The sequence below is a fragment of the Lentzea alba genome, assembly GCF_047445655.1.
In the GTDB taxonomy this organism is placed as follows: Bacteria; Actinomycetota; Actinomycetes; order Mycobacteriales; family Pseudonocardiaceae; genus Lentzea; species Lentzea alba_A.
The window spans coordinates 33,256-55,249 of sequence record NZ_JAJAEG010000049.1 but is presented as its reverse complement, the minus strand read 5'-3'; the positions used below and the strand labels follow the sequence as shown (position 1 = coordinate 55,249).

The following is a 21,994-nucleotide window of genomic DNA, read 5'->3' as shown; positions in this document are numbered from 1 at the left end:
CCACCGTGCGGTACACGTTGCCAGCCCTGTTCGCGGAATCAGTGATCACGAGGAAGGACGCTGCCGCGGTCTTCATCGACGGGCATTACCGGTCGTGGGAGGACTGGCGTGGCGACTCCACTGCGCTCGCGAGAGGACTGCAGGAACTGGGAGTTCGCAAGGGTGACGTGGTCGCCGTGCACCTGCCGAACTGCTGGGACCTGCTCACCCTGCACGTCGCGATCGCCGAGATCGGCGCGGTGATGCTGCCGCTGCACGCCAAGCTCGGTGTGGCGGACGTGCGATCACTGATCGACCGCGCCGGTGCGAGTGTCGTTGTCGTTCCCGCGAATCTCGCTGAACGCACCGGTGCCGAGTTCGCTCGTTCCTTGCTGGCGGAATGCCCATCGTTGCGCCACTCACTGCTGTCCGGCAGCACCGCAGTATCCGAAGTGGACGGATCAGCGCACGACGTGCCGAACTCGGTTCAGGCGTTGTACGACCGTTGGCGCGGCAAGGAACCGCTCCAGGTCGCGGTCATGCCTGACGACCATTTCATGTACCTGCCATCTTCGGGGACCACGTCCCTGCAACCGAAGATCTGCGTGCACACGCACAACAGTCTGTTGTCAAACGCGGCCCAGATCGCCACCGACGGGCAACTGGTCGATGCAGACGAGATCATCAGCGCCAGCCCGCTGACCCACCTGTACGGGTTGCTGTCCGTCCACATCAGCCTGATCACCGGCAGCACACAGGCGCTGCTGCCGCACTGGGACGTCGATTCGTTCTTCCGGTTGGTGCGGGACGCGCGCCCGACGGTCCTCTTCACCGTTCCCGCTCAAGCCTGGGACATTCTGTCCCGACTGGGTTCCGGCGACGACGCGGCAGAGCTCGGATTGCGGGAGATCAGGCTCAGCGGAGCGGTCGTGCCTGATCAGCTCGCCGCCGCGGTCCGCCGCCACACGGGTGCCCGCGTGGTCGTGCACTGGGGTATGTCCGAGCTGGGTGGCGGGCTGTTCACCAGGCCTGGCGACCCCGTTGGCGAAGTTTTCTGCGGGGTGGGCCACCCAGTTACCGGCTCGCAGGTGCGCGTCGTCGGGAACGACGGCGCGACATGTGCTCCCGGTGAAGAAGGTGAACTGCACTTCCGGGGACCGTCGGTGTTCACCGGTTACCTCGGCGCGCCGGAGCTGACCCGTGCCGCGCTGTCGGAGGACGGCTGGTTGCGCACCGGAGACCAGGCCACCGTCCGAGACGACGGCGTGGTTGTCTACCTCGGCCGCTCCACCGATCTGATCAATGTCGGCGGGGTGAAGTTCAGCGCGACTGAAATCGAGACATTGCTGGCGGACCTGCCCGTTCTACGCCAGGTCGCGGTGCTCGGACGGCCGGACGAACGCATCGGAGAATACCCGTGCGTCGTCGTGAGCACGCGTGACGGCGGCACCGTCAGCCTGGCCGAGATCACGAACCACCTCGCGGCCAAGGGCGTGGCCGAGTACAAGATGCCCGCCGAGCTGATCATCCTCCCCGACCTGCCTGCCACGCCGACCGGCAAGATCACGAAGCGCAGGCTGGCCGCGCGGCTCGACGAGGAGACCGGACGGCCGGAAATATCGTGGGCCGCTCAGCTGCGCGCACTCGACGCCGCCGAGCGGTTTGAGCAGGCGCTCCGGCTGGTGCGGGCACATGTGCAGGAGGTGGTCGGCAACCGCACGCCGATCGAGCCGGATGAGGTCTTCGTCGACCATGGCATGCACTCGCTAACGGCTGTGCGCCTGTGCCGTGCGCTCGCGGCCACCACTGCTCTTCCCGTGCCGACGACTGCTGTCTTCGACCTTCCGACACCTCGGCAGCTGGCGGGCCACCTGGTCGAACTCGCCACCAGACGGGTCAGCGCACCTGTGAACACTCAGCAGGCATCCACAAGCGATTCCGACGACCCGATCGTGGTCGTCGGTATCGGTTGCCGAGCACCGGGTGGGGTCACGTCGGCGGACGAGCTTTGGGACCTGCTGGCCGAGGGACGAGACGCGATCGGGGAGTTCCCCGTCGATCGAGGCTGGGACCTGACCACTCCGGTCGGCTATCGCCGCCTCGGCGGTTTCATCGAGGATGCCACGTCGTTCGACGCCGCGTTCTTCGGAATCTCACCGAGGGAAGCCGCCGCCATGGATCCGCAGCAGCGAGTGCTGCTCGAGACGGCGTGGCAGGCGATCGAGCACGCCATGATCGTCCCCGCCTCCCTGCGCGACAGCCAGACCGGAGTCTTCATCGGAATGATGACGATGGACTACGAGTCACGCGAAGTCGAGCAGACCGGTGGGCTCGCGACAACCGGCAATGCGAGCAGCGTGGCATCGGGCCGGCTCTCCTACCTGCTCGGCCTGCGCGGCCCGGCCCTCACCATCGACACCGCTTGTTCCTCCTCGCTGGTCGCCGTGCACCTCGCCGTGCAGTCGCTTCGGTCGGGCGAGTGCTCGCTGGCGATCGCAGGCGGAGTCACGATCATGTCGACACCGCGCACTTTTACCGAGTTCAGCAGGCAACAGATCATCTCGTCCAACGGCAGGTGCCGGTCGTTCGCGGACTCGGCGGACGGCACCGGGTGGTCGGAGGCGTGCGGTGTGATCGTGCTGGAGCGACTCTCAGACGCCCGCCGGGCGGGACACCGCGTGCTGGGGCTCATTCGCGGCAGTGCTGTCAACCAGGACGGAAGGTCGAACGGCCTGTCAGCGCCGAACGGCCCGGCACAGCAACAGGTGATGACACGAGCGCTGACCACGGCTGGCATCACCGCGGGCGAGGTGGACATGCTCGAGGCGCACGGCAGCGCGACCAGTCTGGGTGACCCCATAGAGGCACAGGCGGTCATCGCGACCTACGGCGGCGAGCGAGACACGCCGATGCTGCTCGGGTCGGTGAAGTCCAACATCGGTCACACCCAGGCCGCCGCCGGTGTACTCGGGATGATCAAGGCGATTCTGTCCGTCCAGCACGCCGCGGTGCCGGAGACGCTGCACGTCGACGAGCCGACCTCGCACGTCGACTGGGGATTGAGGACGGTGCGACCGGCGACCGCGCTCACGCCGTGGCCGTCGAGCGGACGCCCACGCCGGGCGGCCGTGTCGTCGTTCGGAATCAGCGGCACGAACGCCCACCTCATCGTGGAGGAGGCACCCGCGGAACCCTTACCTGCCACCGTGGCCGACGTCCGGACGACACCTGCCGTTGTGCCGGTGGTGCTGTCCGCAGCGAGCCCTTCGGCGCTTCGCTCTGCCGCTGCCCGGCTGGCAGATCGCATCGGCGATGACCTCGCCCTCGTCGACATGGCAGCCTCCCTGATCTCCACCCGAACTGTGTTCGCCCACCGAGCGGTGGTGGTGGCATCCGACCACGCCACGCTCACCAGCGAACTGCACGCGGTTGCTGCGGGAGCTCACGAGACCACGTCGGCCGGACAATTGTCAGGAGCTGCGCGCGTGGTGTTCGTGTTCCCCGGCCACGGCGCGCAGTGGGCCGGTATGGGTCGGGAACTGTTCGGCACCGCACCGGTTTTCACCGCCGCGATGACCGAGTGCGACCAGGCGCTTCGCGAGTTCGTGGACTGGTCGCTGCTCGACGTGCTCGACGACGAAGAGGCGCTCAGCAGGCCCGACATCGTTCAGCCCGCGCTGTTCTCGGTGATGTACTCGCTCGCCCGGCTCTGGGAGTCCGTCGGGGTAGTGCCCGACGCTGTCGTCGGTCATTCCCAGGGTGAGCTTGCCGCCGCCTGTTTCGCCGGCGCGCTGAGCCTGCGCGACGCGCTGTACGTGGTCGTGCGGCGCGGTGTGCGGTGCGCGGCGCTTCGCCCAGGCCTGCTGTTGCACGTACCGATCACTGACGGCTTGAAGGAGCAGCTCTCCAACTGGCCAGGGGTAACGGTTGCTGCTGAGAACGGTCCGTCGTCGGTGATCCTGACCGGCGGCACCGACTCGATCATGGGGCTGGGTCGCTGGTACGAGGAGAACGGCGTGCGCGCCAGGGTGCTGCGTGACAGCTTCCCCTCGCATTCGCCCATCGTCGAGGCCGTGCGGGAAGCACTGCTGACCGACCTGTCCGGCCTGGACTCCCGCGATGCGGTCGTGCCTTGGTACTCCACGGTTACGGGTGAGCGGATGAGCGGTTCGGACGCCGACGCCGAGTACTGGTACTCGAACCTCCGCCAACCGGTTCGGTTCGGCGCGACCGTCGCCGCGCTCTCCGCCGACGGGTTCACACACTTCATCGAGGTCAGCCCGCATCCAGTGCTGATCCCCGCATTGACCGGTGCTCTGCCGGGGACGAGCACGGCCGTCGGCACGCTGCGGCGTGACGATGGAAGCGCCCGCAGGTTCCTGCTCTCCGCTGCTGAAGGCTTCGTGCGCGGGCTCAGCGTCGACTGGGCCCGCTGGTTCGATGGCTGCGCCCCTCGCCGGATCGACCTGCCCACCTATCCCTTCGATCGCACGCGGTACTGGCTCAGTGCTCCAGTGCGTCACGAGGTATCCGGCCTCGGACAGGAGAGTGTCGATCATCCGATTATCAAGACGTTGATCGAGGACCCGGAGGGCGACACCGCAGTGTTCACCGGACAGATCAGCGTCACCGAGCTGCCTTGGCTCGCCGATCACCGCGTCCACGGCGCGGTGGTGGTACCGGGGGTGGCATTGCTGGAACTGCTCTGCCTCGCGGGTGACAGGTTCGGCTGTGGACGCGTGGCCGAGGCCCTCGTGGAGTCTCCTGTCGTGGTGCCCGATGACATGGCTGTGCACGTCCAGATCCGGGTTGGCGACGAACAAGACGGACGGCGCGTCTGCACCATCCACACGCGGGCGGAGGGGGACCGGACTTGGGCCAGGAATGTGACCGGCGAGCTCGACAGCGAGCAGGCGCCGCTGGACTTCACGCTGATGCCATGGCCGCCGCGCGGTGCACGGACGGTGAACCCTGCCGAGGTGTACGGCTTGCTCGGCGACGCCGGGGTGGCACTGGGCCCGGCCTTCCGAGGGCTCCGCACACTTCACAGACGCGGTCCTGAGCTGTTCGCCGAGGTCGTCTTGGCTGCAGGACACGGTGGTGAAGCCACGGCGTTCAGGTTGCACCCCGCTCTGCTCGACTGTGCGCTGCATCCGGGCGCGCTGCTGGGTGATCATTCCGGGGGACCCCAGGTGCCGTACGCGTGGCGGGGAGTGAGCTGGCCCGCAACCCGAGCCTCCGTGCTCCGTGTCCGGCTGCGGCAGGCAGGAACGTCGGGAACCTTCACCATCAGGGTGACCGACGAGAACGACGTCCCGGTCGCGCAGTTCGACTCCTTCTCGGTGCGAGCGCTGCGCACGACACCGGCTACGTCAGCGGGTGCGGTTGCGGACTCGTTGTTTCGGCTCGACTGGGTCGTGGCATCGGGCGCGTTGTCACCAACGCCCGGCTGGGAAACCCTCGACCTGCGCGGCGAGCAAGACTTGCACGGCGTTCTGCTGCGCACGTTGTCAGCGCTGCGCCGGGCCGACACCGGTCTGCTGGTCGTGACCGGTGGCGCCGTCGTGACGCGTCTGGGTGAAGCCTCGGACCCGGTTCAGGCAGCCGTCTGGGGCCTCGTCCGGTCTGCGCAGGAGGAACGGCCGGGCTCGGTCGTGCTGATCGACGGTGACAGCTCATTCAGCTCCGCGATGGATCTGCCCACCGCGGAGGCGGAACTCGCGGTTCGGGACGGCAAGCTCCTAGTGCCCAGGCTGACGCGCCAAGGCCCCGTACAGGCGTCCGTGTCGCTGCCATCCGACGGTACGGTACTGATCACAGGTGGGACGGGAACCCTCGGCAGCCTCCTGGCCACTCACCTCGTCGAGCAGCACGGCGTACGCAGGCTTCTACTGCTGTCCCGAAGCGGACCGCAAGCACCGGGAGCGGAGGCGCTGCGCGAGAATCTGCGGCAGCGCGGTGCGATCGTGGACATTGTCGCCTGCGATGTGAGCAACCGGACGGAACTGAGCGTCGCAATCTCCGAGATCCCCGCCGAGCATCCGCTGACCTGCGTCGTGCACGCTGCAGGGATGCGCCAGGACGGGGTGTTCACCGCACTTGACGCGGAGAGCCTCGACGTGGTCCTGGCAGCGAAAGCGGTCGGGGCGCAGCATCTGCACGACTTGACTTCCACTCACCCGTTGGCCGCGTTCGTGCTCTTCTCGTCGGTCGCGGGACTGCTCGGCAGCCAGGGCCAAGCCAACTACGGCGCCGCCAACGCCTATTTGGACGCCCTGGCGGAGCTCCGGCGGGCGCAAGGGCTGCCGTCGGTGTCGATCGCGTGGGGGTTGTGGCGTACCGACAGCGCGCTGACCGCGACCATGACGGAGGCTGATCGTGAGCGGATCCGGCGGAGGGGAATCGAGGCGCTGTCTGACGATGAGGCGCTGAGCCTGTTCGACGCGGCAATCGGCGCCGGCCCCCCAGTGCTCGCCGCGATGCGAGTGAACCTCCTTCAGCTGCAGCAAATTTCTCCGCGCGCTGTGTGGCACGGCATTCTCGCGCCGCGGGACAGGCGGTCGGCGCGGGCGGGCGGGTACAACACAGTTCCGGCCAGCGCGCTGCTCGACGTGCTCGCGGCACTCGACGAAGCAGGCCGGATGCCCGTCGTCGAGAACCTGGTGCGAACACAAGCGGCCGCTCTGCTCGGCCACACCGATCCGTCCGATGTGGACCTCGACCGCAACTTCATCGAGCTGGGCTTCGACTCGCTGTCGGAGGTCGAGCTCCGCGAGCGCTTGGTCAAGACAACCGGTGTCAAACTGGCGATTGAAGCCGTAGCAGGCAGCACGACCCTCGCAAACCTCGCTCGTTTGCTGCACGGGTCCCTGGTCGAGCGGTTGGCCTCGTACCAGCATCCGGTGGCATGATTGGCTGGCCAGATCTGGACTCTCCGATGATGTCAGGCCGGTTCCTCGATTTCGCTGACGACATCGAGTCCAAGGTGCTCGATGTCTTCAGCTACGTCGTCGAGGATCGTCAACGCTTCGCGGTACAGCTCGACGGCAACGTCGCGGTCGGCGTCAAGCTGCGCCAGTGCTTCCAAGATCTCCGCCCGATCGGCCTGATGCCTGTGTTCGGTCGCCAAGGCGAGGGCTTCCCTGAGCCGCGGACCGCCTTCGGCGCCGAGCTTACGTCCTTGCCACAGCAACACTTTCGCCAAGTTCTGCGACTCAGGCACAGGTAGCGACCGGAACACCTCGTAGGCTCGTTCCAGCAGCACCAGCGCCTGCTCGGACGGTTCAGGCTTGGCGCCGTGCAGGCACGCCAGGGCAATACGTCGCGGGTCGCAGGTCGTCTCCGCCAGCTCCAGGTTGCGCCTCAACCACAACGCCGCTTGGGTGAGATCACCGCCGTCGAACGCAGCGAGGCCGGCGCCTTCCAGTCTCGTGGCAACCAGTTCCACGCTGCCTACCGCCTCCGCGAGCCGCATCGCCGCCGTGCACGAGTCGACCGCATCGCAGAACCGGCCCAAGCTGCGATACGCGAAACCCTGCTGCACCAGCAGGAGAGCCTTCATCCGGTCGTCGTGCAGGTGGTCTGCGGCGCGAAGGCCAAGTGCGTGGGTGGCCAACAAGTCGTCAGCGTACTTCTCCGCCAGGAACAACCACCACTGCGAGATACACAACCGCAGGACGGGCTCCAGCCCACCGAGCTCGAACGCGACAGTCACCACCGCGCGCAGGTTGACCCGCTCGGCCCTCAGCCAGGCGCCAGGATCGACCGAAGCGGGATGTGCAGCGTCCACAACGGACTCGGGGAGGAAATCGGCACGCCACGACCGTGGCGGCAACAACCCGGTGACCGCAGTGACCGCCCCTGTTGTGCACCACCCGATCATCGACCGTGTAGCGGCAAGACGGTGCACTGCGTCGTCGACGGTGTCGGCGACCAGACGCGCGTGCTCGTGCACCAGCTTGTGGACGGTCAGCCTGCTGGCGCGAGGTTGATCGATCGTTCGTGTGTCCCGAAGTTCGCGGACAACCGGACGCAATTCTGCCTCGGGGATCCCCATCGCGGCCGCCAGCACCGCCACGGGCAGGTCATCGACGTACAGATGGAGTCCCATAGCCCGGTAACAGCGTTGGCCGAGGCGGCTGAGCCTGCGGTATCCGGCGTCGAACACGGTGCCCAGCGACGGCTCGCCACCCACGGTCACGCGCGTGATTCCCGTCGCCGGGTCCTTCAGCTCGTCCAGCAGTTCCGCCAATCGCATGTCCGGTGATTCCGCAATCAGCACGCCACCACGCACAACGCGGCAGGCAACCCGCGCACATGGCGAGCACGGCGTCACGAGCGGAGATTTCACCATCGACGCGGCTCCCGGCGAAGGTGCGCAGCAGTTCGACGGCCACCTCGGCCTCGAGCGGCTCGACATCCACGAAAGCAGCGTTGTTCTGCAGCATGGTCCCGAAAGTCCCGTGACCGGTGACCACGACCAACGAAGCGCCCTTGTCCGGTAGCAGCGCCGCAACTGGGCGGGTGTCACGGCATCGTCGAGAATCACCTGAAATGACTTGTCGTGGGTCAATGACCGGAACACACCGCGCCGCGCCACAAGATCTGCAGGAATCTGTGCCCGGTCGACCCCGAGCGCGCCCAGGAACCCAGCCAGCACCTCGCTCGGCGCGCTCACCTGATCGGTCCACGCACCAAGGTTCTCGTAGAGCTGCCCATCGGGAATCGATCCGCAAGATGGTGCAGCCAATGCACAGCGACCGTGGACTTCCCGCTACCGCGCTGGCCGCGCAAGACCCTGATCACCGGGCCCTCAGAGCTCACCGCGGCCAAAGCCTCGTCGAGTGCACGGAGTGTCCACTTCCGGTTGACCAGCTTCGTGATCGATCCAGTCAGCCTATCGGTCATGTGACGACGGCGGCACGCGTTGTGATCATTCGCTGGCGAGGTCGTTGCGCATGAGATCGCGCATGGTGCGGACAGCGTGGTGGAACTCCTCTTCGGCCTCTTTGATCACCGGAGCGGTCGCCGGATTGCTCAGCACAAGCTCAGCCCACCGTTCTCCGGAGTCGAGCACAGCCGTGAGTGCCCCTTCGGCGAGTTCGGGAGCGTTCAACTCGATGTACGCCGCAGCATCCCGGAGCGCGGCCAATGCCGCTTCGGTGGTGCCGGAACGCAGGGCAGGGCGCAGGGCGCGTGCCGCGACCAGGAACTTCGCGTAGGTGTCTTCACGGTTCTGCTGGTGGCGTTCCTCACGCTTGGCGCGTCGTTCGATTTCGGCGAGACGGAAGGCGCGCATCGTGTTGAGCCACTGTGCGCCGAGCGCGCCCAAGACACTCAGCACCGCCACCAGCATCGTCACCCAGATCGGAGTCACGTGAGCACGGTACCGATTCCGAGATCACGTTGTCGGATGCCAGGTACGGTGAGCTGAGGTTGAGTGTCTGCGGGAGTGAATTGTGTCGTCAAGCCGGTGGCTGAAGGTGCCGCTCGGACCCCATGGGCCCAGGTGGCGAACGGTGGCCGCCGAGCGATCAGTGCTGGCTGTCGCCCACACCGTGACAGCGCTCAACCGCCTTGCCGATGTCCTTCCCGTATTCGACAGCGACCAGCGGGTGCAGATCATCTACACGTGTCCGCAGGCCTCCGCGGTGACCAACGGCGTGGAGGAACACCTCGCCGCGATGGGCGGGCTGGTCATGTCCTGGGAGCAGGCGACCGTAACCGAGTTCGACCTCGCACTGTCGGTACACAATAGTGGGAATCTGCACGACATCAACGCTCCACTGGTGATTCTTTCGCACGGAATTGGCTATACTAAGTATTCNGGCGACCGTAACCGAGTTCGACCTCGCACTGTCGGTACACAATAGTGGGAATCTGCACGACATCAACGCTCCACTGGTGATTCTTTCGCACGGAATTGGCTATACTAAGTATTCAACCGGAAACCGGAAACCGGAAACCGGAAACCGGAAACCGGAAACCGGAAACCGGAAACCGGAAACCGGAAACCGCTCCGTCTACGGACTGTCGCGCGAATGGTTGGTGCGTGACGGTGCTGTAGTACCTCGCGCAGTGGTGTTGTCGCACGACGAGCAGTACGCCCGCCTGGCCGATGCGGTTCCCGAAGCGCTGAGCTCTGCGGTGGTGGCGGGCGACCCCTGCTTCGACCGGATGGCGGCCAGCGAACCTCGACGCCGCACGTACCGCAGCGCGCTTGACGCTGACGACGACATGATGGTCGTCCTCGTCTCGTCGACCTGGGGACCGCACTCCCTGTTGGGGCGAAACCCGAACCTCATCTCCCAGTTGCTCGCGGAGCTGCCGAGCGACCGGCATGTCGTGGCCGCCGTACTTCACCCGAACACGTGGTTCGCACATGGACCCGCGCAGATCAGGCTGTGGCTCGGTGACTGTCTGCGCGCGGGCCTGCGGCTGGTTCCGCCCGCCGAAGGCTGGCAACAGGCAGTGTTGGCTGCCGACGTGGTGATCGGCGATTTCGGCGCAGTAACCGGGTACGCGGCGTGTGTCGGGCGGCCGACGCTGCTGGCTTCATTTCCTGAAGACCAGATTGCAAACGGATCCGCGATGGACGAGCTCGGGCGCACAGCAAGGCGTCTGGACCCCGCATCGGCATTCCCTCCGCAGTTCGACGCCGCGGTTGCGGAGGCCGCGACCGGCCAGTTCACCAAGGTGCGCGAACTCGCTACGTCACTGCCCGGCTCATCGGCGTCTGCGCTGAGAAGGGCCTTCTACGGCTTCCTGGCGCTACCCGAGCCAACGCGAGCACCGTTGGTCCCGCCCTATTCCGCGGACGTGTTGCTGCCCGAACGGATGCCTGTCGCCGCGTGGTGGGTGGCGGCGCAGTGGCACGGCGACCACGAGGCCGAGGTCACCAGGTGGCCAGCGGACGTCGACGCTCGCGACGAACACGCGCCGAACACCACTGATCGACACCTGGTGGTGGAGCAGACGCATCCCCGCCGAGATCTGCACGGCAACGCGGCCGTCGTGATGCTCAGGGATCTGCACGACGTCGACGAAACGTTCGCTCGCCGCCCCACCTGCAGCTTGGTCGTCACGGGCAAGGAAGTCGTACATCGCGACAAAGGCGTCGTAGTGCAAGGTCTGTCTGATGTGGACGAATCCGTCGCCTGTGCGTCCGCGATCTACGCTTGGCTCTCCGCCGGCCGCACCTGGGACGCACTACCCGACAAGGGGCTGGTGCGGATCGGCGGCCACCAGATCGAAGTTGCGCTCAGCCGTCCACACGTTCCTCCTCGACCGACCTGAGAAGTACGTCCACCACGTCTGTCTCGGCGTCCCCCAGCATGATGTAAAGCTCCTTGGCCGACCGAAGAGCATCGGCAGCGCCCTGGAAGTCGCCGCCGGCCCGCAAGGCAGCGCCGAGTTGGTGCAGGGCGCCGGCCTCGGCGCGAACGGTGTGGTCGTGGGAGAACAGCCTGGCAGCCTGGTTGTAGTGCCGAGCGGCTTCGGCAGGGTTGCCAGTACCGAGGGCGGCATCCCCCAGGACAAGCAGGCATTTGGCGTGGTTGTCGGTCTCGCGAGCCGACTCGAAGTGCTCGATCACCGCGGCCGCTGCGCTCGCCGCGCTCGCCCAGTCGTGAAGCTTGACCCATGTCCTCGCGCGCTGCAGGGACAGCAGCGCCCTCATCCGGATGCGTTGCCGCTCTGGGATCGCCTGCCCGGATCGTTCGACCACCGCCTCGGACTCGTCGAAGCACCGGAACGCAGTCTCCAGGTCGCGCTCAGCGGCAGCGGTCTTGCCGAGCCACTCCCACGCGCTCTGCTCGCCGTGCCGGTGCCCTGCCTCGATGGCAGCATCCAGGGAGGCCTCGAAGTCCTGCCGCGCGAGCGCAGTGTTCCCGACGGCGAGATGTGCGGCGCCGCGTTGGGACGTGACCTGCATCAGACCCGCCACGTTCCCGCTGGCCTTTGCGGAACGGGCTCCGAGCTCATGACTGTCGAGCCACACGTCGACATGCCCGTGCAGGTGCAGATACTTGAAGGCCGCGACGCACAACTGCCACGCGATGTCATGCAGGTTCTGTTCGTGCGCGGCGCGCACGCACGCAACAACCGAGGTCCATTCGATCTCGAACCAGGCCGTGGCGTCTCTACGCGGCAGCAGAGCCGGGTTGGTCGCGACGTACCTGTCGAACTCCGGACCGACCCGCCACCGGTTCGCCAGTGCAGCATCACGCGGGATCGCCTCGCGGAGATACCACGTCGTGATCCTCTCGACGGCCGGCTTCACGACCTCCGGACCGTCAACCTCCTGCGCAAGTCGCAGAGCGTGCGCACGCACGACCCGGTAGAACGAGTACCTGTCCTGCTCCCCGTCGTGGACCAACAGGTTGAGATCGGAAAGCTCGTCGAGCACCCGCTCGGCCTTCTCGCGGCCCACGTCCAACGCCACCGCAGCGGCGTCGATCCCGAACCTCGGGCCGGGCAGCAGCGCCAGCCGGCGAAGGGCGAGGTGCAGGTCGCGCACGAGGCTGAAGGTGGCGTTCAGGAACCTTGCCACGCGCTGCGAGTGGTCCATGGCCAGCAGCGCCTCATCCGAGGCCCGCAGTTCCCGCAGGTACCGTTCCACGGCGCGCTGAGGACGCCTCACGAGCTGCGCGCCGAGGATGCGGATCAACAACGGAAAGCCGTCACAGATCTCCGTGAGCTCATCGATGACCTCGGTAGGCAACTCGGCCGCACCCGGCCCCATGCAGGCCACGAGCAGTTCCCTGGACTCCGCGCGCGGCAACTTGCTCAACGGCACATCCGCGAAGTCGTGCTGGAACAGCTCGCGCAACATCGCCCGAGCCGTCACCACCACCGCGGCCTCCGGTGACGAGTTGGGGATCAGCCTCGTGACCTGCTCCGCACTCGCGACGTCCGTGATGAGCATCAGGAACCGCTTACCCGCGGACAGCCGCTGAAACGCCTCCGCACGGGCTGCGTCGGAATTGGCCAGGTCCGCGTCGGCCACACCCAGGCCTCGCAGCGCCTGTCCGAGCATCTCCCCCTGCTGTACCAACTTGCCGTCCGGCTGACGAGCGGCCACCTCGATGTAGGCGTCGTCGAACGCCGATCGGTGTTCGTAGAAGAACTCACTGGCCAAGCTCGTACGTCCGATGCCGTCCGGACCGTGCAAATACACCAGGCAGGGACGTCCCTCCGCTCGCCGCTCGACCAGCAACCTGCTCATTTCCGTCCGTGCGCCGACACGGTTCAGAAACGGATGAGCACGACGCGGACTGACTACGACGCTCCCCACTTCACCCTCCCCTGAGCAACATCATCAGAACGGCCACAGTAACGCCCGAACGGACCTCACTGCCGGAGATCGCCACCCATCGCGAGCCAGCAACCATCGAGATCACGAACACCTGCCGGCCACGGCCCGTAGCCCCGGCGACCAGAAGTCCTTTGCCGGTCATGATCGCTACTACCAGATCGCCTTCGTCCGGGTCATGTTCGGCCAGAATTTCCAACAACCGAGGCAATCCCGCAGCATCCTTGCCGATCCGCTCGGCCACGATGACCGAGCCGTGTTCATCTACAACCGGCACATCGTGGTGAGTCTCTGCCCAGTTGACACCACATCCCGCTGCCGGCACCCGCAACTCCTCGTCGTTCGATCCGCAGCGGGGCACCGGTGCCTTAATGGACAGTGCACTGAGCACGACGTCTCACCAGCCGTCTCGCCCCGCAACCAGCAGCACCAGAGCTCGTTCAAGACTCGGAGGTGTGATGCCGATGACGGCTGACACCTGCAGGTCGAGGACCGGGCCATCCTCGGTTCGGGGTGCTGACGCCAGCATGTGGCCAGAGGTTCATCGCGTCCGTGTGCTGCACCTGTGGTCACCGATGTCGCATACCAGCGACGGCGCGCGTTGGCGAGGCGCCAATCGCGACACCCTGACTCCGCGGCCACTGGCTGTTATAGGTGTCCCCGCGGTTGCAATCACAGCTGGTACGACACCCCAGCGCCTCCAGAAAGAGCTCGACTGGCTCAGCCCCGACGAGTCCGAGGCCGCCTGGCACGCCGACCCGACTGTGGCCGCAGGGCAAACTCGCTGGTCATCGGCCGTCAGGACGACAGGATTTGAACCTGCGCCCCCTTGACTCCAGGGTCAAGTGCGTTGCCCATCAGTTGCACGGCTTCCCAAGATCCGTTCCTTCGCCCCGATTAGCACTAGGCACAGACGCCCAACACTGCAGTCGCGGTACTCCTGATGGACAGAGGTGTGCATATCGTTGCGATCTTCCCTGCGCGGACGCCCCGCGCTGCTGTCGAGACCTCAGCCAGAACTGGTCGTCTACGGCGTTGCTGTCAACGCCGGTCCGAATCTGTTCCGGGTGAATGCTGACCCACCCAGGTTGGTTGGTTGTTAGTCGGTGGTCTTGGTGGCCGCGGGGACGCGGCCGAGGTCGCGGTCTTTGAGGCGGTAGCTGTCTCCCCCTTGATGGAGATGACCTCGGCATGGTGGACGAGGAGGACATCGCCCCAGCAAACGGCTTGTTACTGGTGACGATCAGCGAGGCTCGCTCGTAGCAGGACGAGACAAGCTGGAAGAAAGGTCGGCTGCCGCTTGAAGCGCCCGGACCGGACTGACGGCGGCAGCACTACGAGCAGGCGGCAAGCCGGTCAGCGCAGTGAGCCCGCCCACCAGGCCGACGAGCTCCGCTACGAGCGTGATCCTCAGCGCAGCCGCGGTTTCGACATCACGATCGCCCGTAGCAGTTCGCCAGGGCCGCCGACACCCTGGCGCCGAACTACAGAGATCTACGTGACGACGTGGTTCTACCGCGTGACTCGAAAGGGAAGCAAACAGCACCCTTCGAACCATTTCGGCCCGTTCGAATTGCTTCCGCCCGGCCGATCGCCGATCATCAACTGGGTCCGGAAGCTCCCGCAGCCGGACCCAGCGCGGACGGCGCGACGCCGACCGGAAGACCGGCCGCCGCCTCACCCCCGGTAGCCACGCCGTCCGCGCTCCCCCACTCCGCTCAGTCCGAGCTGTCGTCACGCTCGTCCTGCCGTGGCGTCACATCGTGTTTGCCATGCCGGCCGAAGCGCATCAGACGACCGAGGTCGGTCACCAGTAGTCCGGACTCCAGCGATGCGGACTCCACTCGCAAGGCGGCACCACTGATCAGCTCACAGATCGGCACGTTGAACCCGCATCGGCAACGAGCTTCCACAGCCCTTCTCGGCCGACGCGGGCAATGGGCTCATGCCAAAGACATGTCTCGCGGACGTGGTCGGCATCAACTCCCTGTATGTCCAGATCCCAGGTGACGGTGGTTTGCACTGTCCGAGCGCCGCGCCGGTCAAGGCAACATCGAGTGGCTCACGGTCCCCCAGTAGGCCTCGTTGGTCGACGTTTTGGTGCCAGAGACGAATCTTGACAGCAGATACGTGGTGAGGATGCGCTGAGCGGTCAACCGCATATCGCGTTCCTGAACTCGCTCGACGTGCAGCTCGGCCAACGACGGACGTCGTCACTCTGTCAAGTCCACGCCGTCCGGATCGACCACCTCCGGTGGCTCGAAGCGCGGCCGCAGATACGAACGGAGCACACTCACGATGATCACGGGGGTCGAGGTCATCTTCGAGATCGCACCCCCGGCCACGAGCAGGGCGAGCGCACTCAGCACCAACGAAGGCCACACACCGCCACCGCCGAGTCAACCCTTTCACAACACCGGTCAGGCAAAATGAACAAGCGCGGAAATGGACGTTACTTGCACACGATGTCGCCGCCCAGCAAAGCAAGGAACAACCCAGAGAAGGGAATCCTCGCCTTCTATTCACTTATCAAGATATGTGCATTCTTGTCGAGTTGAGTGGCAAACCGTCAGAACGTCCCCTCTTCGATGTCATCGTCGGCACGTACGGAGAGCGCTTGGGCGACGGCCTCGACGGTTGGGGCGCTGAACAGCTGCCGCAGGGTGACTGTGACGCCGAACCGCCGGCGCAGTGCTTCGACGAGCCGGGTGGCGCGCAGGCTGTCCCCGCCGAGTGCGAAGAAGCTCTGGTCGCGGCCGACCTGGGGTACCTCGAGCAGGTCCGCCCACACGGCGGCGACCGTTTCCTCGAGCTCTCCCCGTGGTGCCTCACCGAGGTCGGCGTGCGGCGCAAGGCAGGCGACGGCGGTGCGGTCGATCTTGCCGTTCGGGGTCAGTGGCAACGAGGGCAGGACCGCGATGTGGTCGGGAACCATGTGTTCGGGCAGACATTCGGCCAGAGCGGAGGCGTCCGGGATGGTCCCTACGACAGCGGCCACCAGGCGGCGGTCAGCGGTTGCGGTGGCCACCGCGTGGGTCACTCCCGGCGACGCCTGCAGTGCGGCTTCGATTTCGCCGAGTTCGATGCGGTGGCCGCGGATCTTCACCTGGTGGTCGGCTCGGCCGAGGAACTCCAGCGTCCCGTCGGGCCAGTAGCGGCCGAGGTCTCCGGTGCGGTACCAGCCGTCGGCGAACTTCTCTGCCGTGCGGGCTGGATCGCCGCGGTAGCCCTGTGCCACACCGGCTCCGCCGATCCACAGCTCGCCCGGTACCCAGTCCGGGCAGTCGCGGCCGAGCACGTCGACCACGCGGAACCGCTGGTTGCGCAGCGGGTAGCCGTAGGGAATCGAAGGCCAGGACGGATCCGGCTCGGATACCTCGAGGTAGTTCGACCAGATGGAGGCCTCGGTGGCCCCGCCGAGCGCGACGAAACGGCAGCCGGTGAAGCGAGTGGGGAGGTCGAGGCCGACCCAGTCGCCGGAGACGAGTACCAGTCGCAGCGACGGCGGTGGCGGGCCGACGACCAGCAGCATCTCCGCGAGTGCGGGCACGGTGTTCCACACCGTCACCTCGTGCGCGGTTGCCAGTTCGTGCCAGCGGTGTGCGTCGCGGCGGTCGGACTCGTCGATGGTGACCACGGTGCCGCCCGCGGACAGCAGGCCGAAGACGTCGTACACCGACAGGTCGAAGTCCAGAGCGGACACGGCGAGCACGCTGTCGTCCGGGCCGATGCCGAAGCGCGAGTTGATGTCGGCGATGGTGTTCATCGCCGCCCGGTGGGTGATCTCCACGCCCTTGGGTTCGCCGGTCGAGCCGGACGTGAAGATCACGTAGGCGAGCGCGTCCGGATCCGGCTGGAACACGGGCGCCGGATCCACCGAGGACAGTTCGTCCAACGAGGTGACGGCATGGCGTGCGCCGGCGACGTGCAGGATGCGTTCGCGGCGCGTAGGTGGCTGGTCCACGCCGACCGGCGCGTAGATGCCGCCCGCGGCGAGCACGCCGAGCACGGCGACGATCTGGTCCGGTCCCTTGGGCAGGGTGATCGCGACCGGGTCGCCCGGTCGTACGCCGCGTGCGGACAGCACCGCCGCCAGGCGGCGTGCGCGGTACGCCAGTTCGCCGTAGGTCAAGGAACCAGAGTCCCAGCGCACCGCGATGCGGTCGGGCGACGACGCGGCGTGGCCGAAGAAGTCCGTGTGCAGTGCGCGGGAGGGCAGCTCGCCGGAGGTCGAGTTCACCTGCGCGCGCACCGAGCGCTGGCCGGACGGCATCAGCTCGGGCGCGGGCGAGGACCATTCGGAGATGGCCAGGAAGTCCACAAGGGACAGATAGGCGGCGAACATGTCGTCGAGCAGCCCGGCCGGGAACAGCTCGTCGACCGCGTCCCAGTTCAGGTACACGCCGCCATCGAGTTCGGTGACCTGGTGGTCGAGCCACACCTGCGGTGTCTGGGACACGCCCCACACCTGGTCGTCGAACAACGAGCCAGCCGGACGTGACGGGCCCACGCCGAGCGCGCTGGTGAACACGACCGGCATCGTCACTGTCGGGTCGCCCGTGGTGCGGGCCAGCTCGCGCAGCACCCACACCGTCGAGACGTCGCGGTGGTCGATGGCCTGCCAGAGCTGTTGCTGCACCTGGCGCACCTGATCCAGCCACGACTCGGCTGGCCGGCAGGCGACGAGCAGCAACGAGGTGAAGTCGCCCAGCACGTTGTTGATGTCGGAGTGCACCTCCTTGCGGTCGAACAGGGTGAGGTTCAGCGTCAGGTCGGGGCGGGCGCTCCACCGGCCGAGCACCTCGGCGAACGCGGTGAGCAGCACGGCCGAGGATGTGACGCCGTGCTCGCGTGCTCGTTCCACAATGGACTTCCAGCGGCCGGAGTCGATCGCCGCCGCACGTCTGGTGAACCGAGGGCGCACGACCTCGGAAGGATCTTTGGCGAGTGGCAGCTGAGGTGCAGGCGGCAAGGTCGGTACACGTGCCGACCAGTGCTCACGGGCGGCCTCCGACGGTGGCGGTGCACCCAGGACGTAGTCTCGGAACGACACCCCCACCGGTGGCAGCACCACGGCCGGATCGTCATACAGCGCGCCGAGCTCGGCGTAGAAGATCAGGATGCTCAGCGCGTCGAGGATCAGGTTGTCCATGCCGATCGCGAGCCGCTCACCGTCGGTGGCGATGGCGAACAGCGGCCACCGCGCCGGGTCGAACACCTGGTGGGACAGCGACTCACGGTCGAGTTCACGGGCGACGCGGAACCACGGCACATCGGCGAGGATGCGTTGGTCGCCGTTGTCGTCGAAGATCGCGCGGAGCATCTCGTGTCGCCGGATCAGCGCGTTGACCGCGACCTCCAGCCGTTCGACGTCCAGGTCCGCCACGGCGTACTCGCGGTAGAAGTGGCAGCCGATTCCACCGAGGGTGAAGCCCTCGTCGCGGCCGAGCCAGTACGCGCGTTGCACCTCGGTCGGTGGGAACGGCTCGTGCCGGTGCGCGAGGTCGGCGGACAGCACCTGGTTCTCGTCGAGATCGGCGAACGTGAGCGTGGCGGCGAAGTCCGTGAGCACGGGGTTGGCGAACAGGGCGCTGAGCGACACCCCGGCCAGTCCGGCGGCTCGTAGCCTGCTGATCAGCCGGGTCGCCAGCAGGGAGTCCCCGCCCAGTGCGAAGAAGTCGTGCTCTCGGCCCACCTCCCCGACGGCGAGGATCTCGGCCCACGCATCGGACACCCGGCGTTCGATCTCTCCGGCGGGAGCGGTGACCTGGAGAGCGGCGACGCCACTCAGAGTCTGCCGCAACAGCTTGCGGTCAATCTTGCCGTTGGGTGTCAGTGGCAACGACGGCAACACGCTGATCGTGTCGGGCACCATGGGCGCGGGCAGCCGTTCGCACAGGAACTCCCGGACGCCGTCGTCCGAACCGGTGATCGCGGCGGCCAGCCTGTGCTCGGCCGTCACCACGGCCACCCCGCTGTGCACGCCCGGATGCGCGGTCAGTGTGGCTTCGACCTCGCCGAGCTCGATGCGGTGGCCACGGATCTTCACCTGGTGGTCAGCGCGGCCGAGGAACTCCAGCGTCCCGTCCGGCCAGTAGCGGGCCTGGTCGCCGGTGCGGTACCAGCCGCCGACGAACCTGTCCGCCGTGCGCTCGGGATCGCCGCGATAACCCCTTGCCACACCGGCGCCGCCGATCCACAGCTCCCCCGGCACCCAGTCCGGGCAGTCACGGCCCAGCGCGTCCACGACGCGGCAGCGAACGTTGCTCAGCGGCGTCCCGTACGGCACCGAGGTCCACTGTGGATCGACGGACACGACTTCGCAGACGGTCGAGTGGATCGCGGTCTCGGTGGTACCGCCGAGCCCTGCGAACCGGCAGCCCGGAGCGTGCTCCACCAGCCTGTCGGGCAGGTCGACGGCGACCCAGTCACCACCGAGCAGAACCACCCGCAACGGCAGCTCTTCCTCCGCGACGGTGAGCACCATGTCCAGCAACGCGGGTACGCAGTTGAGCACGGTGGCCCGGTGCCGCGACAGCAACGAGACCCACTGCGTGGCGTCACGGCGTCCCGTCTCCTGCACGCACACGACCGCACCGCCGACGGACAGCGGGCCGAAGATGTCGTACACCGACAGGTCGAACTCCAACGCGGACAACGCGAGCGTCCGGTCGTCCGGACCGACCTCGAACCGCTCGTTGAGGTCGTCGATCGTGTTCACGGCCGCCGAGTGCGTGATCTCCACGCCCTTCGGCTCACCGGTCGAGCCGGACGTGTAGATCACGTACGCCAGCTCGTCGCCAGCCGTCACCGGCTCACGCAACGGTTGTGCGGGCACGGAGACGTTGTCCAGCACCATGCTCACCCCGGCCGCGCGAAGGATCCGTTCCCGCCGTGCCTCGGGCTGGTCCACACCGAGTGGCAGGTAGGCGGCCCCTGCAGCGAGCACGCCGAGCACCGCGACGACCTGGTCCGGTCCCTTCGGCAACGAGATCGCGACCAGCTCGCCGCGCACGCGTGCGGCCACGGTGAGCGCGCGGGTGGCGAGTTCGCCGTAGGTCATGATCCCGCCCTCGCCCCACAACAGTGCGGGTGCGTCGGGATGCTTCGCCGCATGGGCGAAGAAGGCGTCGTGCAACTGCCGGGACTGCCGGGGGACGGTGGTGTCGTTGACCTCGTCGCGCACGGCCGCCTGTGCCGCGGGGAGCAGCGGACCGACCGGCGCCGCCCAGGCCGACGGATCGGACAGCAAGCGGTCGAGCAAAGCGCTGTAAGCGGTGAACATGGCGTCCGGGACACCGGGTGTGAAGGCGTCCTCCCGGATGTCCCAGTTGACCAGCAGGCCGCCGTTCAGCTCGGTGACCTGCGCGTCCAGCCACACCTGCGGGCCCTGAGAGATGATCCACGACGCCTCGCCGAAACAGTCCCGCACGTCCGACGAGAACAACTCGCCGAGGCCAAGCGCACTCGTGTAGACGACCGGCGCGAGCACGCGCTCGCCGTGCAACCGGGACAGGTCGCGCAGCACCTCGACGCCCGAGTACGAGCTGTGCGCGACGTCGGTGTGGAACCGTTGCTGCAGAAGGGAAGCGCGATCCGCGAACGACCCTGGCGCGGCGCCGTCCCACGCCAGCAGCACCGACGAGGTGAAGTCGCCGACCAGCGACTCGACGTCGGCGTGCAGTGGTTCGCGGTCGAACAGCGGCAGGTTGAGGAGGAACCGCGGCTCGGCGCTCCACGCCGTCAGCGTTTCGGCGAACACCGCCGCGAGCGCCATCGCGGGTGTCAGGCCGTTCCGTTGGGCGGACAGTTCGAGCGCGCGGACCTCATCGGCGGACAACCACCGGTGGCGGCGCAGCACCGTCGCGGTGTCGGCGCCGGTCACCGGAAGCTGTGGTGCACCGGGAAGTTCGGGCAGGCGCTGCTGCCAGTGCGCCAGATCCTCTTCGCGGGCCGCGTGCTGTCGCTCAGCGAGATAGCGCGGGTAGCTGTAGTCCAATGGCGGCAGCGTCTCGCCGCGGTAGGCCGTCGCCAGGTCGGCCAGCAGACCACGCAGGCTCAGCGCGTCGGCGGCGATCATGTCGAGGTTGACGTGCACCCGCGTGCGGCCGTCCGGCAGCTGGGAGAGCTGGATGTCGAAGACCTCGCCGGCGGCGATGTCCATGCTGCGGTGGGACAACCGGGCGCGCAGCTCATCCAGGTCCGGTGCGCGGTGCACAGTCAGGCCGGGCCACGGGTCGTCGCCGATGCGCTGGGTGCCGTTGTCGAGGATGCGCACGCGCAGCATGCCGTGCCGGGCAATCACCGCGCGGACCGCGCGTTCCAGCGGTTCCGGCTCGATGCCCACGCCGTCGAACTCGTGGTAGAAGTGCGCGGCCACGCCGCCGAGTTGCTGGCCGGGTGCGCGACCGACCCAGTAGGCGTGCTGCATCAACGCGAGCGGGAACGGAGCGGTCTCGTCGACCTCGATCCTCGACACAGGTGCAGCGTCCTGGTGTGAACCGAGCAGTGCTTCCCAGGCGGCGACAGTCGGGTGGGCCACGAGATCAGCGAACCGGACCGTGGAGCCCTCCTTCCGCCACTGGCCGGCCAGGCGCATCATGGTGATCGAGTCCATGCCGAGCTCGATCAGGTTCTCGTCCGGTCCGACGGCGTCTACTTCGAGCAGCTCGGCGAGCTGGTTGCGCAGATTCAAGTGACTTC

Annotated in this window: 8 protein-coding genes and 1 pseudogene; 2 read left to right on the top strand and 7 right to left on the bottom strand. The window is 67.1% G+C overall.

The genetic code is table 11. The features are described from left to right. Positions 1-5: 5 nt before the first annotated feature. A complete protein-coding gene (locus tag LFM09_RS46385) occupies positions 6-6,890 on the top strand; it encodes an SDR family NAD(P)-dependent oxidoreductase (RefSeq protein WP_414103043.1) in 6,885 nt (2,294 codons plus the stop codon). 32 nt (positions 6,891-6,922) lie between these two features. On the opposite strand, the gene LFM09_RS46380 is transcribed toward LFM09_RS46385, so the two are convergent. Together LFM09_RS46380 and LFM09_RS46375 are read right to left on the bottom strand one after the other, a co-directional pair. After that, complete coding sequence (locus LFM09_RS46380; RefSeq protein ID WP_414103042.1) at positions 6,923-8,260, bottom strand: hypothetical protein; 1,338 nt, start codon at positions 8,258-8,260, stop codon at positions 6,923-6,925. A gap of 651 nt (positions 8,261-8,911) precedes the next feature. Then, positions 8,912-9,340 (bottom strand): hypothetical protein, encoded by a 429-nt coding sequence (locus LFM09_RS46375; RefSeq protein WP_414103041.1) that lies wholly within the window; start codon positions 9,338-9,340, stop codon positions 8,912-8,914. A 542-nt stretch (positions 9,341-9,882) separates the two neighbouring features. Between LFM09_RS46375 and LFM09_RS46370 the strand changes: the two genes are divergently transcribed. Further along, positions 9,883-11,274, top strand: a complete 1,392-nt coding sequence (locus LFM09_RS46370; RefSeq protein ID WP_414103040.1) for a hypothetical protein — start codon at positions 9,883-9,885, stop codon at positions 11,272-11,274. Here LFM09_RS46370 and LFM09_RS46365 read toward each other — a convergent pair. From LFM09_RS46365 to LFM09_RS46345, 5 genes and pseudogenes are all read right to left on the bottom strand, one after another. Further along, positions 11,240-13,204 (bottom strand): NB-ARC domain-containing protein, encoded by a 1,965-nt coding sequence (locus LFM09_RS46365; protein ID WP_414103039.1) that lies wholly within the window; start codon positions 13,202-13,204, stop codon positions 11,240-11,242. The genes LFM09_RS46370 and LFM09_RS46365 overlap by 35 nt on opposite strands. Positions 13,205-13,274: 70 nt before the next feature. Next, positions 13,275-13,682: an IS110 family transposase gene (locus LFM09_RS46360; protein WP_414103038.1), complete on the bottom strand. Its 408-nt coding sequence runs from the start codon at positions 13,680-13,682 to the stop codon at positions 13,275-13,277. Positions 13,683-14,390: 708 nt separating this feature from the next. Then, a pseudogene (locus LFM09_RS46355) lies at positions 14,391-14,577 on the bottom strand (ATP-binding protein); the annotation flags it as partial. Positions 14,578-15,504: 927 nt separating this feature from the next. Next, positions 15,505-15,675 carry a hypothetical protein gene (locus LFM09_RS46350; protein ID WP_414103037.1) on the bottom strand — a complete coding sequence of 57 codons (171 nt, stop codon included), beginning with the start codon at positions 15,673-15,675 and terminating at the stop codon, positions 15,505-15,507. Between the two features lie 185 nt (positions 15,676-15,860). Beyond that, positions 15,861-21,986 carry an amino acid adenylation domain-containing protein gene (locus LFM09_RS46345; protein WP_414103036.1) on the bottom strand — a complete coding sequence of 2,042 codons (6,126 nt, stop codon included), beginning with the start codon at positions 21,984-21,986 and terminating at the stop codon, positions 15,861-15,863. Positions 21,987-21,994: the final 8 nt, after the last annotated feature.